The organism is Legionella saoudiensis (assembly GCF_001465875.1).
In the GTDB taxonomy this organism is placed as follows: Bacteria; Pseudomonadota; Gammaproteobacteria; order Legionellales; family Legionellaceae; genus Legionella; species Legionella saoudiensis.
Genome location: NZ_LN901324.1, coordinates 1,095,050 through 1,120,721 on the forward strand (window position 1 = coordinate 1,095,050; position 25,672 = coordinate 1,120,721).

Below are 25,672 nucleotides of genomic sequence, written 5' to 3' on the forward strand. Positions count from 1 at the left end.
ATTACATCAAGCCCATGATTTTTTGCCTCACCTGCTCACGCGCATGCCTACCAGTAGAAAAGTCTTTATTATCCTTCTCCACCACAAACTGCACAAAATAAATGGTGCGTTTTTCTTTCTGAGCCCAGCCAACAAACCAACCCACTTGCTTATCTAACTGTTTCGAACCATCATCATTCAAATAATAACCCGAACCAGTTTTACCAAATAACTTCCAATTTCCTGGCAATTCTTCTGCCAATAAAATCTTTTTGGTCATTGCGATCGCATGGGCACTCACAGGTAGCTTTCCCTGCTCTAAGTGGGTTATAAACGCCATTTGCTGTTGCGGGGAAATGCGCAACGAGCTGGATAACCAGGCACGGGTTAATCCATTATTTGCACCTTTATCCCCTGATACATCCTCATTCCCATAATTAAACGATTGCACATACTGCTTAAATCGCTCCATTCCCAGCTTTTGCGTAATAACCTGACTGTACCAAACACAGCTATTTTTTATCCAAGTCGTTGGATTCTGTGGCTGTTTCCAGACATCTAAATAATCAGCATACCCTTCTTTAAAAGGCCATTCCGGATGATGAGCATCAATTAAAATCCCCTCATTAAAGCCCATCAAGCTAATTGCTATTTTAAAAGTTGAACAAGGAGCCTGGTGCAGCGAACAAGCCCCCTCTTGCTGCACTATCTTTCCATTTTCCTGAGCAATAAAACAATCTTCATTAGCTAATGCCTGCGTATTTACTGCCAATAATGCAACAAAAGATAAAACTAATTTTTTCATATTACAAAACCATCCCGTTAACTTGGCTGTCCCATAGCTTTTTAAAATAACTGTGCTCATTACGAATCAATGCATCAAATGAGCCCTCTTCAATAATCGCGCCGCCCTCCATAACAATAATGCGATCCATATGGCGGATGGTAGAAAGACGGTGTGCAATAGCAATCACCGTTGCATTATTTTGCTCCAGCATGGCATTAATAGATTTCTGAATCTCCTGCTCAGAGATACTGTCCAAACTCGAAGTAGCTTCATCAAGTACCACAATAGGCGCATTTTTTAAAAAGGCACGCGCAATAGCAATACGCTGCCGCTGCCCACCTGACAGCTTAACTCCACGCTCTCCTACCATGGTGTCGTATTTTTGCGGTAATGAGTCAATGAACGAATCAATATTTGCCAGTTCTGCAGCTCGTTTAATTTCTGCCAAGGTTGCATCTTCTTTCGCATAGCCAATATTTTCAGCAATGCTGCGATGAAACAGCATAATATCCTGAGGAATAAGCGAAATTTGCTGACGCAAAGCATCGGAGGTGATATTTAAAATAGGCTCGCCATCAATAAGAATTTGTCCTGCAGATGCTTTAAAATTCTTTAACAGCAAGGCAATTAAGGTTGACTTACCCGCACCAGAATGCCCTACCAAACCAATTTTCTCCCCCGGCTTAATGTAAAGATTTAAATTAGAAAAAACCGGAGCACCATGATTATAGGCAAAGGATACCTGTTGGAACTCAATCGCTCCCTTTTGAATTTGAAAAGCACGCGCCTGCGCATCATCCACTACATCATGAGGCGTCTGCAAAATTGTAAAGGACGATTTAAAATCGCCGATTTCTTTTAAGAAGGTACATAAACCGCTCATCAAGGTCCATAAATCAAAAGAAATAGTCAGTGCGGTTAACATTACAAAAAGAAAATCACCCGTAGTAACACTGCCTTGTTTACGCAAGTAAATCATGAAGAAAAACACGGAAATCAGCATAAACCAATACAATACGGAGCCAACCATATTAAATTTAAAATCATATTGATAAAGCTCTATTTGGCGTGGAACAAAATCCTCAGCCATAATCCCATTAATTCGCTTATGCTCAGCCCGCCGCTTCGCAAAATAAAATAAAGAAAAAATATTGGTGATATTATCTGAGAACGTACCCATTACCTGATGCTTACTTTCAGCCGCACGATTAGAAAGCTTATTCAACTTCAACGCCATAGGCAGCATCAGCGCCATAACTAAAACACACCAAGCCAGCATAAAGAAAAATACGCTCAGATTAACAAGCATGAGTACAAAAACAGAAACAACAACCACACAAAAATGCTTACCAACAATATGATGCAAGTTGGCAAAGACACTGTCATAACCATCCAAAATTCCTTTTAACTTACTAATAACTGTACCTGTAGGCGTATTTTGGAAATAATTATAAGAATGGTGCTGCACATAATCATAAGCAGTAGACAACAAACGCTGCCGCGCATAAGGCTCCGCCCGCCATTCCGCAAAGTCACTCAAACGCCAAAACAAATCCAAAGAAACCTGCGCCACAACAAATAAGGTTATAGGGAACAGCAAGTTAGAATAAGAAGAAACATCACTCCCTGAAAACGCATCAACCAGGAGCTTGAAGGAATAATTATTAGCAAAAATGTAAATCGCGGTAAAAATAGGTGCTTGCAGCATTAAGACATACCACCAGCGATAAGGCTTAATTACCTGCCATAAAAAGTGCCAAGGAGAATGAAAAGGATAACTAATATCTGCAGACTTGCCCATAATAAACGCTCTAAATAAGGGTCGTCCCAGTATACCACACTGTAAAAAATGAGCCCATTAATTTCCAGCAGGTTGTTATTTAGCGATGATAAAGGTAGACTACTCGATTAAGTCCCGGTGGCACAGCTGGATAGCGCAGCCCCCTCCTAAGGGGCAGGTCGGAGGTTCAAATCCTCTCCGGGACGCCAATAAAATCAATAAGTTATGTAAAACACCATCAACCAAAATGAATTTCCAGGGTGCATTCAGGGTGCAAATTGAATGAGTGATAATAAATTTGATTGTATGACCATGTAAGTATTTATAGCTTCACAAAGTCCAATAATTTAAAAAATGAACATCGAAACAATCCATCTACTCATACGCCAACCAACCATAAACGATTTTTTATTGTTACAAAACTTATGGCGCAACGAACAAGTTCGAAAATTTCTTGGTGGAAGCATTCCTGATGATTTAATTCCTCAGAAAATATCGGCACTCCAAGAACACTGGGATTTACATCAATTTGGTCTATCTACAGTTTTTGAAAAGAATTCCAATGAAATAGCGGGCCTTTGTGGTCTACATTACTCTGATGATGGAGTTGAGCTCTCTTATATGTTTTTCCCCAACTGGTGGGGACAAGGCCTTGCTTATGAAGCAGCAGTTGCAAGTATAAATTATGGATTCAAAACACTTCATTTGAACCGCATAATTGCTATTACACAAGCGGAAAACACTAAATCGTGTCTACTTCTTAAAAAAGCTGGGATGAATTATCTAGGTAGTTTTGAACGCTTCAACGCAATTCAAAACTTGTATGAGACAACTAAAAATAAGTGGCAAATAAAATAAGATAGCAAAGCCGTGTGGTAATCACGGCTGCCTATGTTGCTCTAACCACAAATCCAAATCATCTTTTAAATAACGAATCGCACGACCAATTCTAATGTACTTAGGGCCAGGAGTTCTATTGGCCAATGTCCCATATGCCCTATCCTGGGATAGAAAAGACCGGCTCATACAAATATAGGTTGCTGCTTCCGCCTCTTTAAAAACCTTTTTTTCCATAATTGCATCCTTATAAATATAAATGTACTTGTATGTAAGCAAGTACATTATATACATTTATTACGTATATATTCAATGCAAATACGCAAATTACGTATAATTATTTTAAGATGCTGTCCTGCACTTCAAAAATTCTTCGTTCAGCAGAAAATCCATTTTTAAACTTATTAATACCGTCCTCACGCATCTTAGCGGAGAATTGGGTAAAATAAACATTTAGAGATTCTCGATTTTCCAATTGATACTGAACTGTTAATTTCTCTTTATCAGAATCACTCTCATTTTCTGGTTTTAAAATACTAGCCTTAATAAAACCCGGAAATTGCAACATTTCCTTTGCATGCTCTTTTAGCCATAATTGAAATTGAGAATAAATATCTCTATCAATAGCTAAGTTCACTTCGTAAATAACCATATTTCTTTCCTGTAAAATGAATAAAGATCAAACATAGAACCGCACAAATGCTTATTGGGATCCCTGGATTTAAGTGATTTTCAGAGGTTACAATTACATAAGGCATCAATCCCCCAAATAAAGTCAAACTGAGATTATAAGAGATTGCCAGAGCCCTGCCACGTTGGTTCAACCGAAATTGATTAACTATAAAGGCAGGAAGTGCTGAATTAAGCAATGCTTGGATAATTGCAAAAAAAATCAGCGCAACGATACACAGTTTACTATTCAACTGAGGTAGTACAGCAAAAATAACATAGGAAAAGGCTAAGTACAGTACTGATGCGATCTTTATTTGCCTTATTACTCCAAACTTATCCGCTAAAATACCTGCAAAAGGTAAAACCATCAAATAAGTTAAAATGGCGCTAATTGTGATTAGTATGGACTGTTGATGGGAATATAACTTCAATGAGGTCGACAAAAAGGTGGGCATAAAAATAAAGGTAATATAAAAAGCTGAGGCAGATAAATTGGTAACAATAAATGCTCCTATTAATTCTTTCCTATAATTTTTAATAAGATCATTGAAACTCGAGGTTATTTGAATCTTACGAGGATTAACATCTTCGATTTTGTTCCTAATAAAGAGCAAAACGACACAACTTAATGCACCAATTAAAAATGGAACACGCCAGGCATACTGAATAACTTGCTCGTATGGCACCAAATAGAGAAGTATAAAAACACTAAGGTTTGCTAATAACAGCCCTACGCTACCACCAACAAAAGAAAAGCTCCCAGAAAAAGCTGGTGACTTTTTACCCTGTTCTACGGCCATAATAATTGCAGAAGAAAATTCTCCTGAAATAGATAATCCTTGAATTATTCTGCAAAAGATCAAACCGGCTCCACAATACATACCCATAGTATATGGTGGCATCAGCCCTATTGCTGAAGTAGCTATAGTCATTAATAAGGTTGAAACAAGCAACACACTTTTCCTACCAAAGTGATCGATTAAATAACCAAAGCCAATCGCTCCCAAAGGTTTGACAACATAGCTGACAACATACGCTAATACTGTAAAATTAAGCGCACTACTTTTTTCCTGATTAGAAAAAAACACTTCAGATAATATCGGAATAAGTAGTGGAAACACTGTAAAATCATAAACCTCGATCAATGTCCCCAAAAAGGCAGAAAACAAAGTAAATTTTTTCATTTACATCCAAGTAAAGTTTGATTAGATTATTGTAACACTGGATGTAAAGAAGTAGCAGCATGGATATTTTTAACGCACTAGAAACGCGAAGCTTACATAATATTTTCCCCGAGAATTTCGAATTACAATTCCATCAGGTCCTCCACTCTTTAAAGCAGCTAGGATGTGATTATTTCTATTTTTTAGGACTAGACTCTGGGATTTCCTATAGATTTTGCACTCATGAAAATTGGATTGATTTCTATCATGATGAACGATTTATATCAAATGACCCATTAAAACGCGTTGTAGAAGATACCAAGTTCATAGCCTTACCTTGGGAGCAAGTAACACATCTACATGGGAAAGAAAAAAGAGCTATGTGCGGAAGAGTTTCTTTTGGATTATTTAATGGACTCACAATAGCTAGAGAGTATCGCAACAAAAAATATATTTTTGCATTAGCAACTGAATTTAAGGAGCATGATTTAGCGCGGTATCTTTTGCTTGAAAAAACAGGAAAATTAGAACAATTTATTTGTGACTGCATGCGGCTATTTAATCAATATACTACCTTAATGCTCAAGCCACGTTCTATGGTAGTGTAATAAATTAGAATTTAAAGTATTACAAGGCAGTCAATCCTGATACCCCTTAGACATCTTTCAAAATTAATTTTTAAAGATGTGGACAATCATTAAAAATTTAATGAAGTTTATCAACGTTTAGGATAGTTCTAAATGGAACTTTCCTATGTTAATAAAATTATGCTGCGATCAATTAACAATAAAATCATTCCACATATAAATAATAACCAATAATGAATATTTAGATTCAAAAATAAAATAAACCAATTTAAGTTTACAAGGCAAGTCCTTATATGACAATGAGGGGTTCACCTGTGTTAACGACAGTTTGCCTAGTAAAAGTAACCCTGATAATAAAAGAAATGACAACGCAACAATTTCTATCATTTTTAAACAACTGGAATGCGTGGTAATTGGATGAGAACCCGTAAAAGAAATAATTGCAAAAATTAATCCGGTAAAAAACATTTTAAATTTTCTATCGTATTCGCGATCAGCCAGGTTAGTAGCATGTGTCATTTTTACATATTCAATTGATGGTCCTAGCGCCATTAATTATCCTTCATCATGGTAGTAAAAAGAACATCTCCCTTTAATTCAAATATCTTTAAGCAATCTTCATCCTGCTCGATTGACTTCAAGGCCTCAAACAAAGCCCCCAGAATCACTGCCTTATTAAAAGCATCCATTCCAGATTTAATAACTAACCCACCTAGCTCAATCTTACGACGCGTATCAGCGCGTCGCTTTTTAAGTTTCTCAAGAGCCAGTTGTTTTTCTTGTTGCGCAATAACCTGTTTCTGTTTTACGATTTGTTTAGTTACGTCCATCATTTTGCTCACTCGCAATTTTGGAAAAAACCTGATCCAGATAACTCATATCAAACTGGTTAAGTCCATATTTATATGCAAGTGCTCCAATATCCAATTTATGTTTTTGCTGCAAAGAATCCAACTTCTTTCTCGCATGCTCAATTTTATCCATTAGTTCAGCTTCCATTTGAGATATTGTCTTTTTTGACATTGCTTCTCTCCGCAAGTTGACTTAACAAACACAGCATAACCGCGCAGATCTCTGAAATCAATAGGGTTAAATTTACCTTGAGCGCAGCGAATTCCATCTATCCCATTAGGGCGCAATATACATTCATTCGAATGTTTGCTACAGTGCAGTTCTCAAGAAAATTTTTCACGGATAAATTTTCTCTCAATAAAAGCAAACAGATGGACTCACTGACTTAATCGAGTGTATTCATGGCCATTGCTTTTGCACGAACATCAATCCACAGCCGCGCCAAAGGACATAGCGCAGTTGCTGCAAGCGCTTACCGTACAGGCACCCGCCAGCTCGATGAACGAACAGGAATCATTTACGATTATAGCCATAGAAAAGACGTTGTATTCAGTGAGACTTTATTACCACCCCTAGCAGATATGCAATTTCTTGATCGAGAGTTCTTATGGAATCAAGTGGAGTTTTCTGAAAAAAGAATAGACTCTCAAGTATGTAAAGATGTGGTTCTTGCACTACCCAAAGAATTGGAACTGAGCCAACAAATTGAATTAACCAAACGCTTTGCACAAACCCATTTTGTAGAACACGGCATACCTGTTGATATAGCAATACACGATCATGGCGATGGTAATCCTCACGCCCATATCCTTGCTGCGACAAGAAGACTGGAAAAAAGTGCTTTTTCTAAATATAAAGCCCGCGATCTCAATCCAGCATTTTATTCAGGAAAAATTATTGAACAAGACTATTGGAGTGAACAATGGCGAGAATTGCAAAATGATTTTTTTAAAGAAAAAGAAATAGATCTTGCAGTGGATTTAAATCATCTAATTCCTGAGCGCCATGAGGGAACAATAAGAAACTCAGAAGAACACTATCTAAAACAAGATAATGCCTTAATCAAAGAGCAACGAATCGAAATCGCATTACACCATGTAGAAAACCTAATTAATCATATCTCTCTAACTCATAGTGTATTCACCCGTCGAGATATAGAACGGTTAGTGTTTAAAACAATAACCTCATCAGAAAGTAATCATATTCAATTCACGAGCCTAGTTGAAAAAATTATCCAGCATAACGATCTCATTTATCTTGGCATCAATGACGCAGGACAAAAGTCATATACCACAAGAAATCAGTATATTGCTGAATCACATTTGCTCAATACCATCGAACAACTTTCTTCAAGAAAAGGACATGTATCTAAACTCAACCCTGAACACTTGGCCAATCAATACCAATTAAATGAGGAACAGCATGAAGCATTGAATTACATAGTAAAAGGCTCCGATTTATCAGTTGTTATTGGTCGACCAGGAGTAGGTAAGAGTTACCTATTAAAACCTGTAAAAGAATATTATGAAAGCCAAGGTAACCGTATAGTTGGTACTGCCCTATCAGGCAAAGTCGCCAAGACTCTTCAGGCGGAAACTGGAATTAGCTCATATACCCTTTCCTCGCTGAATTACCGTTTACAACGTGGTCTGCTCTCCCTAAATCAAAATGATATTATCGTGATTGATGAGGCTGGGATGGTTGATTTTGCTAGCCTCTCATCAATTATAGAGGCCGTAAACAAAGCAAAAGCCAAGATAATTTTAGTAGGTGATCCTGACCAACTAAAACCAATTAACAAAGGAGAAATATTTAGAGCCATTGCATCCTATACAGGCTATATCGAATTATCTGAGATTAGAAGGCAAAAAGACCTAGGCGATAGAGCAGCAAGCCTAATGCTTGCCAGAGGAGAAATTAATCATGCTTTGGCCCATTATCAAAATAAAGGAGCAATCCATTTTGCGGAGGATGCTTCCGAATCCGCAACTCAACTAGTGCATCACTGGCAAAACAACATTATTGAAGCGAATGATATTAAAGAAAACGTCATGTTTGCTTTTACACGGGCGGCGGTCGCATCCCTAAATGCTCAAGCACGTAATGAACTAAAAAATAAAGAAATGATACACCAGCAAGAGCTTATATATGACCGAGCGATACCTGGTCTAGATAACATTGAACAAAACCAAATATCACTTTCGGAGGGAGAACGCATCCTATTTAGAAAAAATAACTCCTCTTTAGGAGTGCGTAATGGTGATATGGCATTCATTCAATCGATTAACGAACATCAATTTACTGCAAAGCTTGATAGTGGTGAATTGGTGATCATTCCTAATTCATACAAACACATTGATTACGGCTACGCAACCACCGTTCATAAAGGACAAGGTATGACGGTCGATAATGCGAGTATACTTATTGATAGCAAGTATTGGGATAGATTTTTAAGTTTTGTTGCCATGACACGGCATAGAGTAAACCTGTCCATTTATGCCGATAAACACCAACATCCCGACATAGATGCATTGAATAAAACATTGTCGCGGGCTAATACTAAAGACAACGTAATAGACTGGCCATTAGATTTGGCTATTCGCCATGGCTTTGAGTCTGAGAGTCTCTTTGGACGAGTAATCAATCATTTAGCGGGAATAGGCAATAAAATTAAAGAAAAATACAATTACATTGTCAATTATGAGGCTTACGCACGTAAAAAAGCAGCAGCAGTGCAACTCGAAGCAAAGCAACAAGTTCGTCAGATTGCAAAGGAAATAGCAGATTACTTAGAAGAACAATCCCAATATTCTAAGTTAAGGAAACTACTCACCAAACAAAGTAAACAACTAAACGAAAAGCCCTCAAAGCTTAAGGAGTTTAAACAGGTATATGAACAATCAATTCTTCGTGATCAAATGGCACACGATCTATGGCTCAAGTACCAACAGCAATTATCCGAACTACAGCACCCTACATTTAACAAAGAAAAAGTAATGACTGCGGCAAAACGATATGAGCGTATTATGATAATCACTGAAATTGCAAAACAGAGGACAGATGCCCCACTCCCCAAAAATCTCATGCAACAAGCTGTAAAAATTCATTTAAAAAAAGATTCAATACATATTAAAACAGCAGCATTAAATTTACACAAAAGCCCCGAAGAACTCGCACAGCAAATAAAAACTGCCCAAAAAATTTATACTCAACATAGAATTAGAGAGCTAAAAAAATCCCATCCTATTTTGAATGAATACATGCAATTGCAAAATAAAAGAAATACGGTTATGGGGTACGAAGCGGAGCAAATAGATAAATTATTACAAATCAAAGCCAAACAAATAACTCAAGATACCCAACTTTATAAAAAGTTAAGCTGCCATCTACCGCAATATGCTAAATATCTCAGCAATAAAGCATATTCTCACCAATTAACACTAGAAAAAGATTCATAGTCCACCAATGGTTAGATAGGAACCAATATAAAGCCATTTAAATGTATGCTGATTGTCTAAGCAATAAAACAAGGATTTTCTTAACTTCTGTGCCCCCCCCCTAAAGCGCGGGAGCGCTTTGCTATACTTAAAGAGAAAGTAAAAGCAAGGATGCCTAAAATGAGTCATGTATGTTTTATGGACGAAACTGGTACGGATTGTAGTTCAACACACTATTCCATTGGAGCCTTATTGGTTGATAGTCGTAATTCTAAAGACTTTCAATCATTTATCCTTCATGCAAAAGAACAATATCGATTCAATCAAGAAATTAAATGGGCCAAAACTCATAAGGGTTATAATTTAATCAATTTAGGTTTAAAAATCATGCATCGGGTATTAACAGACGATCGATTGAGCTTTCACTGCATTACAGTAGATAAAGAGTCATATATAAAGTGGTCCGCGGCAAATAGAGAAGAAGCATTTTATATTACATTAACACAGTTAATTACATGTGCCGCACAAAGTATTGGTGATAATTTGGAAGTAAAGTGTGACCAACGCAATGATCACTATGATAAACATCATGAAGTTTGTCAAATTATCTCTAATTATAAGCTTCAATCTAAATATCCAAATAGGGTTCAAAGTATAGAAGCTCAAAATTCCAAATTTTGCGAAGGCATTCAAGTTGTGGACTATCTAATCGGTGCAATTAATACATCTCATCGTTTCTATAGAAATAAGAATATCAATATTAATGATGGAAAACTTTGTGCTATAAGAAGAATGAGCCATATTTTAGGATGGGATGACTTAGCATGGGACACATGGAAAAACACCAAATTTAATATTTGGGCCTTTCCTACCGAATACAGAGCCCACAGAGGGGAATCCAAAAAGCTAATAACAGAAATTATAAACTCACCTAACTATTTGAAAAATCGTAATGACATTGAATCGCCTCTATAAGACAACCATAAAATAAGATTATTTAAAAATCATCCATGCTGCATATTAGTTATAATCTTCAAGCATACTTAAGTACAAAAACTTATATGCGATCTAACGTACAAAGCAGATGAGGGCTCTGCTATCTCACCTGGCCTGATATCAATACCACAGCGCAGAGGAACTGCTCCAGCAATTTTCCTCACTTTTTAGCTCTTGGTATAGAGTGTTTGCATTTATCACAATATATCCTTTCTCCAACCTCCAACCATGCAGCTGGATGTTCATGCCTATGAATATATTCAGGTTTTATGGGGGTTTGAGAATTATGGGTCCTACCATTAAATGAGAAATAATCAAATTCATAGTTTTTTAGTACATGGACCTCTACCCAAATCGAAATTACATTATGAAGATAAGAAATCAGAGCTTCGTTAGAAAAGCTATCTAAAGGAACCCTTACGCTAAAAAGGGTTGGGATTCTTTTTCTTGCTAAAAAGTCAGAAATTTTTTTTACAAGTATTTTTGATGAGATTTCATACAAGATATATTGAACATATTCCCCTCCGAATGAACTAAAGCCACTTTGTTCTAGAGCAGTTCTTTTATCCGTATGAAAACAAATATCACCACGCCTTCCCATATTTTGTATAAACTTTCTTGCGTTAATCAGTCCATTTTCAAATAAGGTATTTTCTTCACTAGTTAGCTCATGCTTGAGAAGGCATTTTAGTTCATCTTCAATCCGATTAACACTTAAATTTTCCATTCCCATATTGTAGTAAGGCCTAAGACGGCTGGGACCACAAGAATGATACAATTCTACAAGATCAAAATGTCTTCTAAAAAAACTCAATAAGTTATCAACAGTAGTATTATGTATAACAGTACTTAACCAACTATCTTTTAAAATTGAAAAATCATATGTTTCAGGTAAGTTATTCTTGATTTCAAACTCATGTCTAATCAGCTTATCTATTAATTTAATTTTTTCGGTAGTGTTTAAATAACTGTGTCATCTCTTTTAACTTGTTATAATTTAACACTTAAAAGAGGTGCATATGAGTAAGAAGACAATCGATTTATCGAATTTTGATTTCAACGAGTTCAAATCAGAAGCATTAGCGCAGTTAAAATCAGGACAATCGCTCACAGGAAAAGACGGTATCCTTACCCCATTAATTAAAGAGTTATTAGAGTCTGCCTTAGAAGGAGAAATGGATTCTCATATGACGGACTGCTCTGAGACAGGTATCGTCAACCGTCGTAACGGTAAAACGACTAAAACAATTAAATCGACCACTGGCGTTTTTGACTTGGAAACGCCTCGAGATAGGGATGGTAGTTTTGAGCCTGAGATAGTCAAAAAACGTCAAACAGTACTCAATGAGTCACTCGATAATAAAGTCTTGGCACTTTATGCGATAGGTATGAGCTACGAGGCGATAAGGGAGCATTTATCGGAGATGTATGGATTAGAAATCTCCAGTACTAAAATCAGTTTAATAACAGATAAGCTCTTACCTTTGATTACTGAATGGCGTAATCGCTCCTTAGAATCGGTATACCCCATCGTATTTCTTGATGCCATGCACTTTAAAGTACGTGTTGACGGTAAGGTCATCAGTCGAGCCTTTTACACGGTTCTCGCTGTGAACTCAGAAGGTAAAAAGGATATTCTGGGACTCTATTTATCTGAAGCAGAAGGTGCTCGTTTTTGGCTTGGCGTCTTAAATGACCTTAAGGCTCGAGGGGTAGAAGATATTCTTATTGCCAGCATTGATGGGCTTAAGGGATTTCCTGATGCCATTACGGAAGTATTTCCTCACACGGAAGTGCAACTTTGTGTTGTTCATCAGATTCGCAATTCTTTGAAGTATGTGGTCAGCAAAGACCAGAAGGCCTTCATGGCTGATTTAAAGCATGTGTATAAAGCGTCAAGCAAAGACTTAGCGGAGCATCATCTGCTTGAGCTGGAAGAGAAATGGGGAAAAAAATATCCTGCTGTAATAAAGTCCTGGAATAATCACTGGGAAGCACTATCACAGTACTTTAAATATCCAGAAGAGCTCAGACGTATCATTTATACGACCAATATTGTCGAAGGTTTTCATCGACAAATTCGCAAATACACTAAAAATAAAGGCGCATTTACCAGCGAAAACGCCCTTATCAAACTCATTTACTGTGCGGCTCAGAAAGTACTGGAAAAATGGAATCAGCCCATGCACAATTGGGCGCTTATCGTCTCCCAACTACAAATCTATTTTGAAGACAGACTAACTTTGGGGCTTAGATAAGCAATGAGGTGACACAGTTAAATGAACACTCTCTTTTTTTCTTATCGTATTTGAGTATTCTATCCATGTAGGGCTCTATTCTTTGATGATAAGTAATATCTATTGGTTAGAGTGTAGCCTGCCTCTGTGATTTTTAATCTGCAAGAATCAGGCCATTTCTTTTAATAGTTCTTCACATTTACTAAAAATCTTTGTTTGGACACGATTCTCGTTAGAATTATTAAACTTTTTTAAAACTTGTTTAACAGCATGGAAAAAAATTATCTCAGCTAATACGTAACATTCAGATTAACTTTGCCGAGCTAAATTCAAAAAGATGCTTAATTAGTCTATGCATTTCTTCTGGAACTTCATCAACGTGCATGGCCTCAATTATGGCTGTTGGAGTTAAACTTAGACCACAAACATTTTGAATATCTTGATTTAAAACACTTAATGCCTCCTTACCAGGAATAATTTCTAATCTGGTTAAAGGAGAATCCCAACAAGCTTCAAATTCATTTAAAGCTTGTTCATTTATTTTTGCTTTATGTTGTCCTGTTGAATTTGAACGAGCAAACCGCTCATTAAACTCCAAGTATTGAGCAGTTAAATAATGCTTTTTTGATATTGCAAATTCATCAAGTAAATTACCAATGTCATTAGGATATTCCAACTTTTTTCCTGTTCGTTTGAAAGTATCTTCAATCTTACGAGAAATTGCCCGACTAATAGCTTCAGGGACTAGTAAAAAATTTTCGATTTCTTTTCTTTTGTGAATAATTACATTATCACAAAAAATTTTACATTGAGAGATGATCGATGAGCATTCCTCATCACTCCGATAATCCTTATCCATAATTGCGGACACTAATATTTGCACTCCAAGAGTAAATTCCATACCTACTTTTAAACTTCGAATTCGCTCAGGATTAAAACCCTCAACCGGAATTACGGCAAATTCGCTACGATTGCTAACAATATCAACCTTAAGTTTTTTTGCAAATTTACCTAAAATTTGAAAATCCTTTCCCTCAACGAATAAGGCTTTGCGTGTTTTTGCAAGCTGAGTCAATATTGGATTAATATTGGAACCCAAAATAGAGAGTATTTCTCCTAACTGAGAAGGATTTTTAATTCTTTTCGCTGATGATTTCTTTTTATCTATAAGAACAATCTCATTGGTATCTGCTTCTGTTATTATTTCTGTTGAGTGTGTAGCAATAATAATATCTGGACCAAGACTTTTTAAAATTCCAAGTAATTGCCTCTGAAGATCTGAATGCAAATAAATATCTGGTTCATCTATTAAAAATAAAGATACTTCGCTAGACTGGATAACATGGGTAAGCATTTGGCACCAAACTTGGAAACCAAATCCTGCCCAAAAAATTTCCCTTGGAATTCGCTCTTCAGGACAAAACATATACAATTTAGGTTTGCCATGTGACGTGTCAATTTGGGGCTTTTCAATATCCATTCCAGGCCATGTTCTAATCAATGTTGAGCGAAACTCCTCGAATCTTTCGGGATAATAATACCAAATATTTCTGAAATTTCTGGCTGCTTTATAGTTAAATAGAGCGTTTCTTGCTGCTTCCTTTTCAAATAAACTTTCATTATGCTCTACAGGCCCTAGAATAGGTACAAACCCAATTGGACTGTTAAAGTTTGATTTAAATGTTATAGTGGATAATATTGGTTTACCTTGTGCATCTAAAATAAATAAGCAGCTATTGGCCTCAGGGAAATACAGCATCATCTTATTTCCATTAGATAAATAAAATGTAATTTTTGCGGGTTGAGTATCATCATAATTAAAATAGATATTCTCTTCTGCAATAGAAATAGAATTTAAATCAATCTTGTAGCCATATGTGTTTCCATTCGGCCCCTCCACTCTCTCTGGCTTACGGCTACTTGCTTTTCTCATTGCTGCAGCTAAAATACGAAAAGCAGCTATTATTGTTGATTTTCCAGCATTATTTGGCCCTACCAAAATATTAAAGCTCTTTAAATTTAACACAAAATTATTAAATGCTTTAAATCTTTGAAAATCTACTCGAATAAAGCGATGGCTAATACTCATGTAAGAAACTCCATAATAACAAGACCCATTTATGCTCTCCAAAAGTCATTATGAATACAATATATATTTACGATTAATATATTTGTATAAAGTTGTCTTTCCTACACCAACCATTTTACAAATAGACTGAATTGGATGCCTTTTATTGCGCAAAGAGTTTTCACTAGCTCTTTCTGTTTATCAATTAGCTTTTCTGGTCTAGCTCCTTGGCGCCCCTTTTGCAGCTTCCAATCCAGCAAGTGTGCGTTCTTTAATTAAGTTACGCTCAAACTCAGAAAGAACGCCAAACAACTAAAACATCACCTTCTCTTAGAAGGTGTTCCACTTTTTCTAATCCAGGGCACTCAGAAAGGGAACCACTTATCTTATCTGTAAAAATTTATTCACATCCTGCTCTATTCAGTTCATCAAGTTGCTTACATAATTTATTAAAATATTTTATGTTTGACAAATAATTGTTCAGAAAATAAAATCTGTTCTTTTGATTAACCGTTTTATTCTAGTTGTAGCTAAAAAAACTTTCCTCTTGCAGTAGTCTTTACAGCAACATTACAGTTTTTATTCCTACCTCTTTCTAATAGTAAGAGAAAAAAAGATGAAGAGAACCATTTTAATTATCATACTAACTTGTTGTTCATTTGCTATCAGCGCTAAGCAAAAAGTGAATAAACCAATTAATACTTCTGCTTTCGTATCTCTTTGTTCTACGCTCAAAGAATGCAATTTAATAATTGCAATGTCTTATAAAAAAACTCTAGATAATGCTTGTATAAACGCATTTAATCATAAATCTGAGTCAGATTTACAAAATGTTGTTTTTAGATCTTGTGTAATTTCCTATAAACGTCTTTCATTGTTAACATTTAACGAAATGAAAAAACGTTTTTTCAAGTTATTTAATAATCCCAAATACCTAGATATAAGATCATACAATTTCAATACCTTTATGGAGTTAGTTATATTGGGTGACTTAGCAGATGACTACAAAATTGTTACTGGACGTTATCCTGCAGATAAGAAAGTTATGCTTTCGAAGGAAGATATCTCAAAATTTGAGAAAGCCATATTCCATCGTGAAGGTTAAAAATACACTCAGGATCACACCTTTCTTTTCGCTTATCATATTAGTAAATAATTCATAGTACGTTTTTTAAATTTAAAAGCAAAAAAACAAGGCGTGCCCCTCTGGATTCTCAAGAAATTGCTATACATAATCATTTTAATAAACTTAAAAAATCTAATCCAATTTTAGAAAAGTATCAGAGCTTATTAAAAATACGACATCAGATGATTGAATTTAAGTGAGAACAAATAGATAAACAACTACAAATTAAAGCACGTGAAATTATCAAAGACATTAATCTTTATGCTCAGTTAAAACGCTAGACACAAGGGTGTTCACGCCAATTTGAAATAGGCTAACTTGCTATAAAAGTAAATTCTCATAGGGCAATAAAATAGGGGTTTGTTTACCATTCATTTTCATTCTTCAATTTCCCGAAAATTACAATTCAATGAACCAATCAAGTCTGACTCCCTTGATTTAGATATGTACAAAAAATAATTAGCTACAAAATTAAACCATTATATAAAGAGTCTAATTTATTGATTGATTTTTTTTGCTTCACTGTAAGACATAGAGGGTTGGTATTTTATGGATTTGATATTTGCATTATTAATAAATAATATCTGATTTTCTATTTTAACCACGGAGCCTGATGTAAGATAAGATAAAATCATTCCTTCATATCTGCTGTTATCTGTAAGTGTAACAATAACATTAGATTTTTTAGGCGAATAAAAAGCCCAAAATCCATTGATAAAACCAATTGAAAAAAAAGTTGCCAAAACAAGTAGTATAAATTTCAGAATTTCTGCATGCATTTTAGGAAAAAAAGATGGGGGGTTTAATGCTTGGATAGCCATGTAAAATAATGCCCAACATAGTAAATAACTCCAAATGCGTGTGCCAAAAAAAGCATTCCATGAAATAACAATGAAGAGCAAAATAAACAGAACCATTGCCCCACAGTTCGAGCTCTTAGAGCTACTTGCTGAGTCTTTGTGATTATTTTGATCTACGTCCAGCTCAGGTATTCCGAACCAATATATTATCAAAAAAATCACTAAATTTATTGGTAAAAAAGTGATCATTCCATTTATTATGTCACTTATAGATAATGGTATAACTTTGGGATCTAAACCTAAGCCATATAAATATCCAAGATAATAAGTTAAAGAGATAATAAAACCAATTGCTATTAAAATTGAAAGATAATGATTATTCTTTACATTAATATCCATGTTAATTAACTGATTTTTATTAATTATATTAGTATACAGGATAGAACGATTTTGAAAATGGACTTTTTTACATTGTATTGCCTACACATTTAGACCTTTAATAAACTTCATTAAATCAAAGGATAGGGTTGATTACTGACAGTAAAAATAAAAATTATTGTACGCATCGGGAACCCCTCTTTTCTCAACAAAAAAGTATTGGGCAGTTTCTCGAGAATTATTGATATTACAGTCTACATTAACTTCTATTCTCAACTTGTTCTCATCGTCATCACATTCAATCAAAATCTGTGCCTTATGTTTCCACGGTGTAGCATAACAAAATAAAGAAGCTGTTCCCTTTGTTTTAATTCCTCTAAATAGGTCATCCGGGGAAGGTCTTTGCACACTCCAAAAAAGGTCCATTTCTGAGGTAAGAGAAATATATTGCCTCTTACCATTAGAGTCACCCCAAGGATAACTCTCCACAACTAAATTAGAGAAGCCATACACAGATCCTTGTAGAAGCACTAACATAACAGTTAATAAGCGTTTCATTCCATTTTATATAAATTATTAGCTTACATTAAATTCTAGCTTATTTATTACTTAATAGTATGTCGATATTATTGCCAAATCACATAGTGCAACTCCAAATAGTTTTATTTGGTTATCATCTATAGAATGGCCAGAGCACCATCTGGCCAGCCGATTCAACTACATAAAATGGTAAGAAATACCCATTAAAATTGCCTGTTGTAGAAGAATATGAGTAAGAACTCCTGTCTCTAACTCAGTATTAATACTTAAATGAGGAGTTTTTCCCAAAATCATTTGATACCCTAAATTTAAAGTAGTTTGAGTATTAATTCGATAACCAATTCCTGCTTGAAACTCAGGTGAATACCCCAAAATGTCATTTATGGACTCTCGATCAACACGTAAACTACGATACGCAATTCCTCCCTTAAGCCATAAATTTAATGGCAGCGGATTCAATTGCTTTGATTGAAAATCAATTAATACATCCAACGTAGGTTTAATTTGTACATCAATAGGCACCCCACCCAATGCATTAACAACCTCCTTGGACATATTTAAACGCATGGTATTACCACTTTGTACCCCGATCTCAAGACCTAAAGTTCCTATAGGAGTAAAAAATAAATCTCGACCAAAGCTCAAACGCCCCAAAGCTGTGTTCCCATCACGATTGGCAGCTCCAGAATAGTATGCTTGCCCTAAATCCGCCTCGATTTTCCATGGGCTTACCTTACCCTCATTAGCTGCTTGCACCATCCCCGAGCCGCTTAAAAATAACATTAAACTCATTAAAACGTGTTTTATCATGATTCTCTCTTTATTAATTCATGAACTAAAAGCGGCTTATTGGCCTTACCTTACCCAGGGTATTGGATTTACTGTTTGCCGTAATTTCCCCTGTTGAGAAATTAATAAGCCAGGCATTAGAAACACTAGACTCTGTCGAGCTCCAATAATATTCAGGAGCAAATGAAGACAGATTATTCTGATGAAGATTTTGATGCATAAGCTGCAACTCATAGGCTGAAGGTAAATACCATCCACCATAGCAAACACGACCCAAAGCAATCGGCGTTTTACAGGGTGTAATGCCATCATCCATCACTTGAAATTTACTAGCCTGTAACGCTGCAAAATCACCTTTGGTGTCATAAACTGTTTGTTGTGAAATAATCAGGCGCGTATTATTTTCTCCGGAGCCGATTCCATCACTACGCGCATTAGTCACTTTATTGCCAGACTCACCATTTCGCCATTGAACTCCTTGCTCACCCGCATCAATACGGCTTGCGATTAAACCATGCTGACCTGTTTCATCCACATAAAAGATAATCCCTCCATGGTAAGCTTCACCAATTCCATGACGGGCCATTTGTTTTGATTTCAATACATTAATTTCTTGGGTTAATTGCGCTATTTGATTTTGTTGGCTACTCAACTGAGTACTTAAATGATTCTGCGACTCCCCTAGATTATTAATACTAATTTTTAAGCGCCCTACTTCATTTTTAAGTAATTTAATGTGATCCCAAATGTCATCACCGGGATTTGCAAAAGCTGACATTTGAACAAAGAATAACAATGAGGTTATAAAATAACGGTTCATAAATAAGCTCCAATTAAAAACTATGAATTGCGCGAACAGCAGAAGTAAGGGATTTATCCTGAGCCTTAAACTCACCACTGAGAAAATCGACTGACAGTGCTTGGGTTGTATTCAGCTCCGTCGAGCTCCAATAAGGAGTATCTTGGAGTGCAGCAAGCCCCAAAGGTTTTAATGCACTATGCAACAGGACTAACTCATAAACCGAGGGTAAATACCACCCGCCATAACAGGCTTGAGAAGCCGTTAAGGTAGTTGGGCAAGGGGTCGTTCCATCGGCTAAAACCGCGTAATTGGCTGCGCGAAGTGCTGCAAAATCCCCATCTTGCTGATCGATTGTCTGTTCTGAAATCACCAATCGAGTATTGGTTTCTCCTGAACCTAAACCTTGTCCCTGAGCATTCGTTACCCTATCCCCTCCTTCTCCATTGCGCCATTCGATCGGGTGACCTAAATCAGTAAGAGACACGATTAATCCGTGTTGCTGTGTTGCATCCACATAAAACACCATCCCACCTTGGAAAATCTCACCAATTTGATGTGTGACAATAGGAAGCGCATCAATCTTTTGTTGCACCTCATCAATACGGCCATTTGCCTGTGAATCCTGGGATTGCGTTTGCGTAATCGTCTGATTTAACTGAATCGTTAACTGATTCACTGAATTGGATAAAAGCTCTATTTTTGCATTAAGTTGATTTGTTGCCGCGGTAAGCTGATTAAACTGTGCATTAGATTGGCCATTTAACTCCGTGCGTAACCCATCAATTGCCGAGCGCACGTATTCAGTTGATGCCGGATTGGCATAAGCGTGGACGTGCATCAAGGCTCCCGCCATCAGGCCGAACACAACATTGTATTTTTTGGACATCATTCATTCTCCGTTTCACCATTATTATTGGATCCTCTTAAACGTGCCTGTCCTCATAAAACCTTCCCTGACCTCCTTGTAACCTAGCCATTCAAACTAATTGATCGTGTTTAATCCTCCTTAATCAAGGTACTCTAATACACACTCATCCTCCGTATCCAAATGAGATAGCTTACGTACAAAAGGGACTTGTTTGGCTATTTGCTTTGGAACCCAAGTTTTACTGTATACATTGTTTTTCATGGCTGCCTCTAAATACCAAATAAATTGCTTGGCTTTTATTGGCGATGTATTTGAGCGAATAATCAACGATATTTGGGGTGACATTTTCATCAGTTCATCAGGCCGCATTAAAGGAATCGCCTGATAAGCAACGCTCTTGCCATCACTAATACCCTGTTGTTGCTGATTTACGGAATAACTAGCTACTCGTTGCGTGCGAGTGCCAAGCATTTTGGAAATAAGCTCAGCATCCCCCAGATCCTCTGTGGTGTATGCGATTTTTGTTTTAATGTTGATAAACGCTTTAGCTTCATCATGACTGTACTTTTCATAGGTTTGTGCGATGTATTGAATCATTAAAATACAGCGTACCCGATACTCACGAAGCAGCTTCAATGAGCTACGTAGCTGCTCAATACGCCCTAATGATGAGAACTCATCAATCAAACACAACACGGGATAAGGCTCTTTAATGGGATCGGGCAACTCTTTGAGCATGCTTGAAATTAATTGCTGCCACATCAGCGTCAATAAAGGTGCTAAACGTTTCATTTCATCGTCACTAAATCCCATGTAAATGGTCATTTTCTTACGCCGTAACTCAGCAAAAGAGAAGTCAGAGTGACTTGTTGCCGCATCAATAAAGGGATCATCAAACAGCTCAAAATAACCACTAAAGGTTTCAATAATCCCTTGGCGTGTCTTTTCGGCATTATTTAAATAGGAATACCCATTGCGATAAAACTCCGCATCAAAATGATCGGTGGAATCCAGAATCTCTTGAAGCCAATGATCGAACTGTTCTTGTTTTACCAAGCGATTCATTTCGCCCAAAGTAGCTGGGTGCTCCTCTGAGTCTAATAAGAACAAAACTAACGTTTTAAATAACTTGCGGCTTCCTGCCGTCCAAATCGGTGACTCCTTGGGGCTATCAGGAATAAAGCTATGTGCGATTTGTTGGATGTTAGTCATGCGCTCTAATTTATTTTTTGAAATAACATCCAAAGGGTTATAACAATGCGTCACCCCATCCGTACGCGTGGGCGCAAAACAGTAGCACTCATGACCTAATACTTCGTTCCGATAACCCGACGTCGTTTCATAAAGGCTAAATTTCACATCATTACATACCACCGAATAGGGATAATGAAACAAATTAGGAATGGCAATGGAGCGGGACTTACCACTTCCGGTTGGTGCAAACACCAGAACATGTTCAAAGCCATTCGAATATAAAGGAGCTCCCAAATGCTTACCAATAATAATGCTTTCTTGTTCCTGCTTAAAAAAGCCTGCTTGATGAATTTCCCAACCACTCGCAAAATGCGCGTTTCCTAATGCCTTATGCTCTGAGCCAAAACGCTGTTGAAGGCGATTAGCCAATATCAACACAGGAATTAAACAGCCTAAAAGCGCGCTAAACCAAAACCGGTTATATGCCGTTGTATGCGGTGTTAAACTCAACACGACATCCATCAATTGTCTGATATTTGTAATACGAACGTGCATCCACTCATTAAAAATGAGCGTCGTCATCACCACAGAAAATACGACACTCAATAGAAAACAAAGACTCCAATGACTAAATACACGCATCACCCCACCTTGCATCCACAAGAATGCAAGAACATAGAGCATCCCAACACTACCCAAGCTAATGACAGTAGCGCTAATTTCCCCCTGCTGGATATCCCAAATAAATTCTGTAGGGTATACAAAGAACATCGGCTGAGTATGCCATTGCTGGTTTAAAAGACTCACTAATTCAAAAAAGCAAAGTACATACAATATCGGCTTTAAATTAATGAGTACTTGGTGGCTACGTGCATTCATTAAGCGGCAACCTCACTTAACGCATGGTTTACTTGTGCCTCTTTATAATAGCAAGACAAAGCCACACGCTCATTCCCTACTTTTCCAAGCTGGATAATAATATCAATGACTTGATTTAATTCCGCGCGAATTTCCTCATCACGCATGCTGGGCACATTATTTTGTTTGTATAGTTGCACCATACGTTGCATAGCGATTTGCGGGTTATTTGCATGAATGCTCGTAATTGAGCCTTCATGCCCTGTACTGCACGCCATGACAAAGTCCATAATTTCCTTACCGCGAATTTCCCCCATAATCAGGCGATCTGGCCTAAGCCTTAAGGTAGCTTGGACTAACGTTTGCATCGTAACCTGTGCTTTCCCCTGGTTACCATGAGAAGCAAGCAAAGAAACTTGATTTGCATGAGAAGAGCTTAACTCTCGAGTATCTTCTAGGACAATGATGCGCTCATCCGCAGGAATAGCTTCCAGACAGGCTTTAAGAAAGGTTGTTTTTCCTGAGGAAGTTCCCCCAGAAATAACTATGTTTTTTCTTAAAGCAACTGCGGTTTTAATAAAGTCCCCCCAACAACGTTTCTGATATAAATGAAGTAAACTTTGGTCTTGAGCGGTATGGGACATTGCTTGATTTAAATTCATCGGCTGCATTCGGCGATAAAACCCCTGCGCTGAATAATCATCTAGCAACCAATGACTCAACGCGGTTTTACGAATTGCTAAGGAATGATACAGGCTTACTGGGGGAATAATGAGCTGTACCCGAAACCCATTGTATAAATTACCCGATAACAAAGGATGAGCTTCATCCAAGCGCTGTTGGGATTCATTGGCGATCATTTGAAATAAGCGATGCAAATACAAGGAAGTGAGCTCTGGTATCTCATGACGTGTCATGACACCATGCAGTTCAATAAAAACCTCTTTGGGTTTATTAATCAGAATTTCTGACACTTGAGGATGATTAAGCCAAGGCATTAAGGGACTTAAAAGCCCCTCAGCACCGGGTTTAACAAAATGGATTGGCGTACTCATCGTTTGTTCCTCAGCACGGAGTAGAAATCCAAATCCCGTGCAACCGTCACCTTAATCGCAGCACCTTGATATTTGTTCAAGGTATTTTGAATGTTCCTGTTTTGCTGCAAACTATCGTGCGCGGACTGCTCCAATGAGTTGGCTACATTCATACGGTATTGAGCTCGCGAATTGTACTCATCTCCAGGACTTACCCCTAAAGTTGCGGTAGCAGTTCCCAAGATGGAATACACTAATCCTAAAGAAAAACGCTCCGTGAAGTGTCTGTCTACCGCATCGGCCCCCAAACCACCTCGGCCCAAATCATCCGCCGAAGGACTATTTAGAGTCACCACAATGCCATTAGGTAACTGGACCCTAGTCCATGAAATTAAAAAACGCGTTTGACTCGGGGCTAAATTGCCACTGGCATACTGACCAACCAGCATCGCACCTTTAGGAATCAAGACCCTATTCCCCGTAATGGCGTACACATCATGCGACACTCGGGCCCTTACAATACCTGGAAGTTCTGAGTTTTCTGCAGTTTCCATCGTCGCCGAAATAAACTCCCCAGCACCAATCGTATAATCAGGATGAGGTAAAGACACTGCATTCACGAGCTCAATCCCATTTTTTGCATTTAAAAATGCACTATTACTGTCTTGGCCTGCAAGCATGGGGGTAGCCAACTCTGGGTTTTTACGTGCTTTATTCACTAAAGGATGGGACACGTTAACAAAGGTTGTTGGTGCATTCATGCGAGTAACAAGCTCTGCATCCAGAGCTGAAGACTCTTTAGGTTCCTTTTTAAGCATCGTAACCTTTTGCTGTCTTTGGGCCTGCGCCTCTCGCTGCATACGCTCAATTACACTTAGATTTTCCTGTAAGGTATATGGGTTTTCAGTGTTCTTTGTATTCGGTGCTAAGCTTTGTTTGTGTGCGTGCCGTTGGCTTGTTAAATAAGCAAAACCACTAAGTACCAGCACGAGCACCATGACACTAAGTCGTGCAGTTTTACTTAAACGGCGTTTACTTTGAGTTTGTTTTACTTGCGATTGCTCTGACAGATTCTTGGCAAAGTCTTCATTGGTTTGGTTACTCATGCCGGCTCCTGGATTTAATACGGGTAATTTCTTTATTATTAAAAATACTGGCCACGTGATTTGCCCCCATACGTAACGTAAATTGAGGGGCTGTTCGATGCACCACCAAATAATTGCCTCGGCGCCTCATATTCGTTACGGCTTCTTCTCCATGTTGATTGTCTACTATAAAAATTGCAGGCATCGGTTGATTGGGTCGCATTTCAAAATAAGTAAATACCCCATCATCAAAAACATGTTCCGGTCTTAAATCAGGCGAGCCATTAAAGGAATAATCCCAACTGTAGGTTTTAGGGTGATTATTGGCTTTTAGAGTGGCTTCGCGATGACGCTTCTGTGCGGTACGGCTTGCTTGTAAGCGTTGTTGCTCTTCTTGCGGATAATAAAATTTGACGGCGTAGACTGACGTTGCCCCGGACTCAATCGACTTAGTACTGGTTACATGGAAATAATAAGTATGGCGTGTGGTAACAATTGTAATGTTCGAGTCCGAATTGAACACGGTTGGCTTGATAAACGCAATGTTGGGTAAATTATCATGGAGGGTGACCATCCATGCATCACGATCGCCTCCATCCACATTAACGATGTGTTCTTGAGGGCTAAAAAGAATTTGCGTGCTGACAAAAGCACGCCCCTTTAAGCGCACCACATTATTTTCCTGATAAGCAACACGCGTAATACGCGCATCACTGGAATAGGATTGCGGTGTTAATGCCGCATATCCAGTGCTACCGAACTGGCTTAAACAAAAAAGGCTTGCGAGTAGGCGTTTGTTCATC

The 25,672-nt window shown here is 37.4% G+C and carries 27 protein-coding genes and 1 tRNA gene; 7 read left to right on the plus strand and 21 right to left on the minus strand.

Features of this window, described 5'->3' with window-relative positions:
• Position 1 precedes the first annotated feature (1 nt).
• On the minus strand, positions 2 to 784 hold the full coding sequence (blaOXA, locus tag BN3124_RS13695; protein ID WP_058535339.1) for a class D beta-lactamase: 783 nt from the start codon (positions 782 to 784) through the stop codon (positions 2 to 4).
• 1 nt (position 785) lies between these two features.
• The gene (locus BN3124_RS13700; RefSeq protein WP_058535340.1) at positions 786 to 2,567 is read right to left on the minus strand and encodes an ABC transporter ATP-binding protein; all 1,782 of its coding nucleotides are present in this window, start codon (positions 2,565 to 2,567) and stop codon (positions 786 to 788) included.
• A 111-nt stretch (positions 2,568 to 2,678) separates the two neighbouring features.
• Between BN3124_RS13700 and BN3124_RS13705 the strand changes: the two genes are divergently transcribed.
• Together BN3124_RS13705 and BN3124_RS13710 are read left to right on the plus strand one after the other, a co-directional pair.
• Positions 2,679 to 2,755: transfer RNA gene (locus tag BN3124_RS13705), tRNA-Arg, on the plus strand.
• Positions 2,756 to 2,900: 145 nt separating this feature from the next.
• Positions 2,901 to 3,404, plus strand: coding sequence for a GNAT family N-acetyltransferase (locus tag BN3124_RS13710; protein WP_058535341.1), 504 nt, complete (start codon positions 2,901 to 2,903; stop codon positions 3,402 to 3,404).
• Positions 3,405 to 3,425: 21 nt separating this feature from the next.
• On the opposite strand, the gene BN3124_RS13715 is transcribed toward BN3124_RS13710, so the two are convergent.
• The 3 genes from BN3124_RS13715 to BN3124_RS13725 all read right to left on the minus strand — a co-directional run bounded on the left by BN3124_RS13715 (position 3,426) and on the right by BN3124_RS13725 (position 5,239).
• Positions 3,426 to 3,620, minus strand: a complete 195-nt coding sequence (locus BN3124_RS13715; RefSeq protein ID WP_058535342.1) for a hypothetical protein — start codon at positions 3,618 to 3,620, stop codon at positions 3,426 to 3,428.
• A gap of 100 nt (positions 3,621 to 3,720) precedes the next feature.
• Positions 3,721 to 4,035 carry a DUF4286 family protein gene (locus tag BN3124_RS13720; RefSeq protein ID WP_058535343.1) on the minus strand — a complete coding sequence of 105 codons (315 nt, stop codon included), beginning with the start codon at positions 4,033 to 4,035 and terminating at the stop codon, positions 3,721 to 3,723.
• Positions 4,004 to 5,239, minus strand: a complete 1,236-nt coding sequence (locus BN3124_RS13725; protein ID WP_058535344.1) for an MFS transporter — start codon at positions 5,237 to 5,239, stop codon at positions 4,004 to 4,006. The genes BN3124_RS13720 and BN3124_RS13725 overlap by 32 nt, the downstream gene beginning before the upstream one ends.
• A 59-nt stretch (positions 5,240 to 5,298) precedes the next feature.
• Here BN3124_RS13725 and BN3124_RS13730 point away from each other — a divergent pair, with 59 nt between their 5' ends.
• Positions 5,299 to 5,826 (plus strand): autoinducer binding domain-containing protein, encoded by a 528-nt coding sequence (locus tag BN3124_RS13730; RefSeq protein ID WP_058535345.1) that lies wholly within the window; start codon positions 5,299 to 5,301, stop codon positions 5,824 to 5,826.
• Between the two features lie 168 nt (positions 5,827 to 5,994).
• On the opposite strand, the gene BN3124_RS13735 is transcribed toward BN3124_RS13730, so the two are convergent.
• Genes BN3124_RS13735 through BN3124_RS13745 form a run of 3 tightly spaced genes read right to left on the minus strand, consistent with a single transcriptional unit; the run spans position 5,995 to position 6,828 of the window.
• Entirely contained in the window at positions 5,995 to 6,357 is a 363-nt protein-coding gene (locus BN3124_RS13735; RefSeq protein WP_058535346.1) for a hypothetical protein, read from the minus strand.
• Positions 6,357 to 6,638, minus strand: a complete 282-nt coding sequence (locus BN3124_RS13740; RefSeq protein WP_330139729.1) for a conjugal transfer protein TraD — start codon at positions 6,636 to 6,638, stop codon at positions 6,357 to 6,359. The genes BN3124_RS13735 and BN3124_RS13740 overlap by 1 nt, the downstream gene beginning before the upstream one ends.
• Positions 6,622 to 6,828, minus strand: a complete 207-nt coding sequence (locus BN3124_RS13745; protein WP_058535348.1) for a hypothetical protein — start codon at positions 6,826 to 6,828, stop codon at positions 6,622 to 6,624. Before BN3124_RS13745 ends, BN3124_RS13740 begins: the two co-directional genes overlap by 17 nt.
• 230 nt (positions 6,829 to 7,058) lie before the next feature.
• On the opposite strand from BN3124_RS13745, the gene traA reads away from it, so the two are divergent.
• Positions 7,059 to 10,115 carry a Ti-type conjugative transfer relaxase TraA gene (gene traA, locus BN3124_RS13750; protein WP_058535349.1) on the plus strand — a complete coding sequence of 1,019 codons (3,057 nt, stop codon included), beginning with the start codon at positions 7,059 to 7,061 and terminating at the stop codon, positions 10,113 to 10,115.
• 159 nt (positions 10,116 to 10,274) lie between these two features.
• Entirely contained in the window at positions 10,275 to 11,069 is a 795-nt protein-coding gene (locus BN3124_RS13755; protein WP_058535350.1) for a DUF3800 domain-containing protein, read from the plus strand.
• A 181-nt stretch (positions 11,070 to 11,250) separates the two neighbouring features.
• On the opposite strand, the gene BN3124_RS13760 is transcribed toward BN3124_RS13755, so the two are convergent.
• A complete protein-coding gene (locus tag BN3124_RS13760) occupies positions 11,251 to 11,817 on the minus strand; it encodes a hypothetical protein (RefSeq protein ID WP_149865272.1) in 567 nt (188 codons plus the stop codon).
• 292 nt (positions 11,818 to 12,109) lie between these two features.
• Between BN3124_RS13760 and BN3124_RS13765 the strand changes: the two genes are divergently transcribed.
• Positions 12,110 to 13,348, plus strand: a complete 1,239-nt coding sequence (locus BN3124_RS13765) for an IS256 family transposase (RefSeq protein WP_058535352.1) — start codon at positions 12,110 to 12,112, stop codon at positions 13,346 to 13,348.
• 283 nt (positions 13,349 to 13,631) lie between these two features.
• Here BN3124_RS13765 and BN3124_RS13770 read toward each other — a convergent pair whose 3' ends face one another.
• Genes BN3124_RS13770 through BN3124_RS17580 form a run of 3 tightly spaced genes read right to left on the minus strand, consistent with a single transcriptional unit; the run spans position 13,632 to position 15,707 of the window.
• Positions 13,632 to 15,416, minus strand: coding sequence for an ATP-dependent nuclease (locus BN3124_RS13770; protein ID WP_058535353.1), 1,785 nt, complete (start codon positions 15,414 to 15,416; stop codon positions 13,632 to 13,634).
• A gap of 48 nt (positions 15,417 to 15,464) precedes the next feature.
• Positions 15,465 to 15,569 carry a helix-turn-helix domain-containing protein gene (locus BN3124_RS17575; RefSeq protein WP_196398932.1) on the minus strand — a complete coding sequence of 35 codons (105 nt, stop codon included), beginning with the start codon at positions 15,567 to 15,569 and terminating at the stop codon, positions 15,465 to 15,467.
• Between the two features lie 45 nt (positions 15,570 to 15,614).
• Complete coding sequence (locus BN3124_RS17580; protein WP_407927390.1) at positions 15,615 to 15,707, minus strand: recombinase family protein; 93 nt, start codon at positions 15,705 to 15,707, stop codon at positions 15,615 to 15,617.
• 304 nt (positions 15,708 to 16,011) lie between these two features.
• Between BN3124_RS17580 and BN3124_RS13775 the strand changes: the two genes are divergently transcribed.
• The gene (locus BN3124_RS13775) at positions 16,012 to 16,500 is read left to right on the plus strand and encodes a hypothetical protein (protein WP_058535354.1); all 489 of its coding nucleotides are present in this window, start codon (positions 16,012 to 16,014) and stop codon (positions 16,498 to 16,500) included.
• Between the two features lie 518 nt (positions 16,501 to 17,018).
• Here BN3124_RS13775 and BN3124_RS13780 read toward each other — a convergent pair.
• From BN3124_RS13780 to BN3124_RS13820, 9 genes are all read right to left on the minus strand, one after another.
• Entirely contained in the window at positions 17,019 to 17,720 is a 702-nt protein-coding gene (locus BN3124_RS13780) for a hypothetical protein (RefSeq protein WP_058535355.1), read from the minus strand.
• 132 nt (positions 17,721 to 17,852) lie between these two features.
• The gene (locus BN3124_RS13785; RefSeq protein ID WP_149865273.1) at positions 17,853 to 18,257 is read right to left on the minus strand and encodes a hypothetical protein; all 405 of its coding nucleotides are present in this window, start codon (positions 18,255 to 18,257) and stop codon (positions 17,853 to 17,855) included.
• Positions 18,258 to 18,416: 159 nt separating this feature from the next.
• Entirely contained in the window at positions 18,417 to 19,049 is a 633-nt protein-coding gene (locus tag BN3124_RS13790) for a hypothetical protein (protein ID WP_058535357.1), read from the minus strand.
• Between the two features lie 25 nt (positions 19,050 to 19,074).
• Positions 19,075 to 19,848 carry an Lcl C-terminal domain-containing protein gene (locus BN3124_RS13795; protein WP_058535358.1) on the minus strand — a complete coding sequence of 258 codons (774 nt, stop codon included), beginning with the start codon at positions 19,846 to 19,848 and terminating at the stop codon, positions 19,075 to 19,077.
• Between the two features lie 13 nt (positions 19,849 to 19,861).
• Complete coding sequence (locus tag BN3124_RS13800; RefSeq protein WP_058535359.1) at positions 19,862 to 20,719, minus strand: Lcl C-terminal domain-containing protein; 858 nt, start codon at positions 20,717 to 20,719, stop codon at positions 19,862 to 19,864.
• Between the two features lie 117 nt (positions 20,720 to 20,836).
• Positions 20,837 to 22,771: a type IV secretory system conjugative DNA transfer family protein gene (locus tag BN3124_RS13805; RefSeq protein WP_230849146.1), complete on the minus strand. Its 1,935-nt coding sequence runs from the start codon at positions 22,769 to 22,771 to the stop codon at positions 20,837 to 20,839.
• Complete coding sequence (virB11, locus tag BN3124_RS13810; protein WP_058535360.1) at positions 22,771 to 23,805, minus strand: P-type DNA transfer ATPase VirB11; 1,035 nt, start codon at positions 23,803 to 23,805, stop codon at positions 22,771 to 22,773. The genes BN3124_RS13805 and virB11 overlap by 1 nt, the downstream gene beginning before the upstream one ends.
• Positions 23,802 to 24,890: a TraB/TrbI/VirB10 family type IV secretion system protein gene (locus tag BN3124_RS13815; RefSeq protein ID WP_058535361.1), complete on the minus strand. Its 1,089-nt coding sequence runs from the start codon at positions 24,888 to 24,890 to the stop codon at positions 23,802 to 23,804. Before BN3124_RS13815 ends, virB11 begins: the two co-directional genes overlap by 4 nt.
• Positions 24,883 to 25,671, minus strand: coding sequence for a TrbG/VirB9 family P-type conjugative transfer protein (locus BN3124_RS13820; protein ID WP_058535912.1), 789 nt, complete (start codon positions 25,669 to 25,671; stop codon positions 24,883 to 24,885). Before BN3124_RS13820 ends, BN3124_RS13815 begins: the two co-directional genes overlap by 8 nt.
• Between the last annotated feature and the right edge of the window lies 1 nt (position 25,672).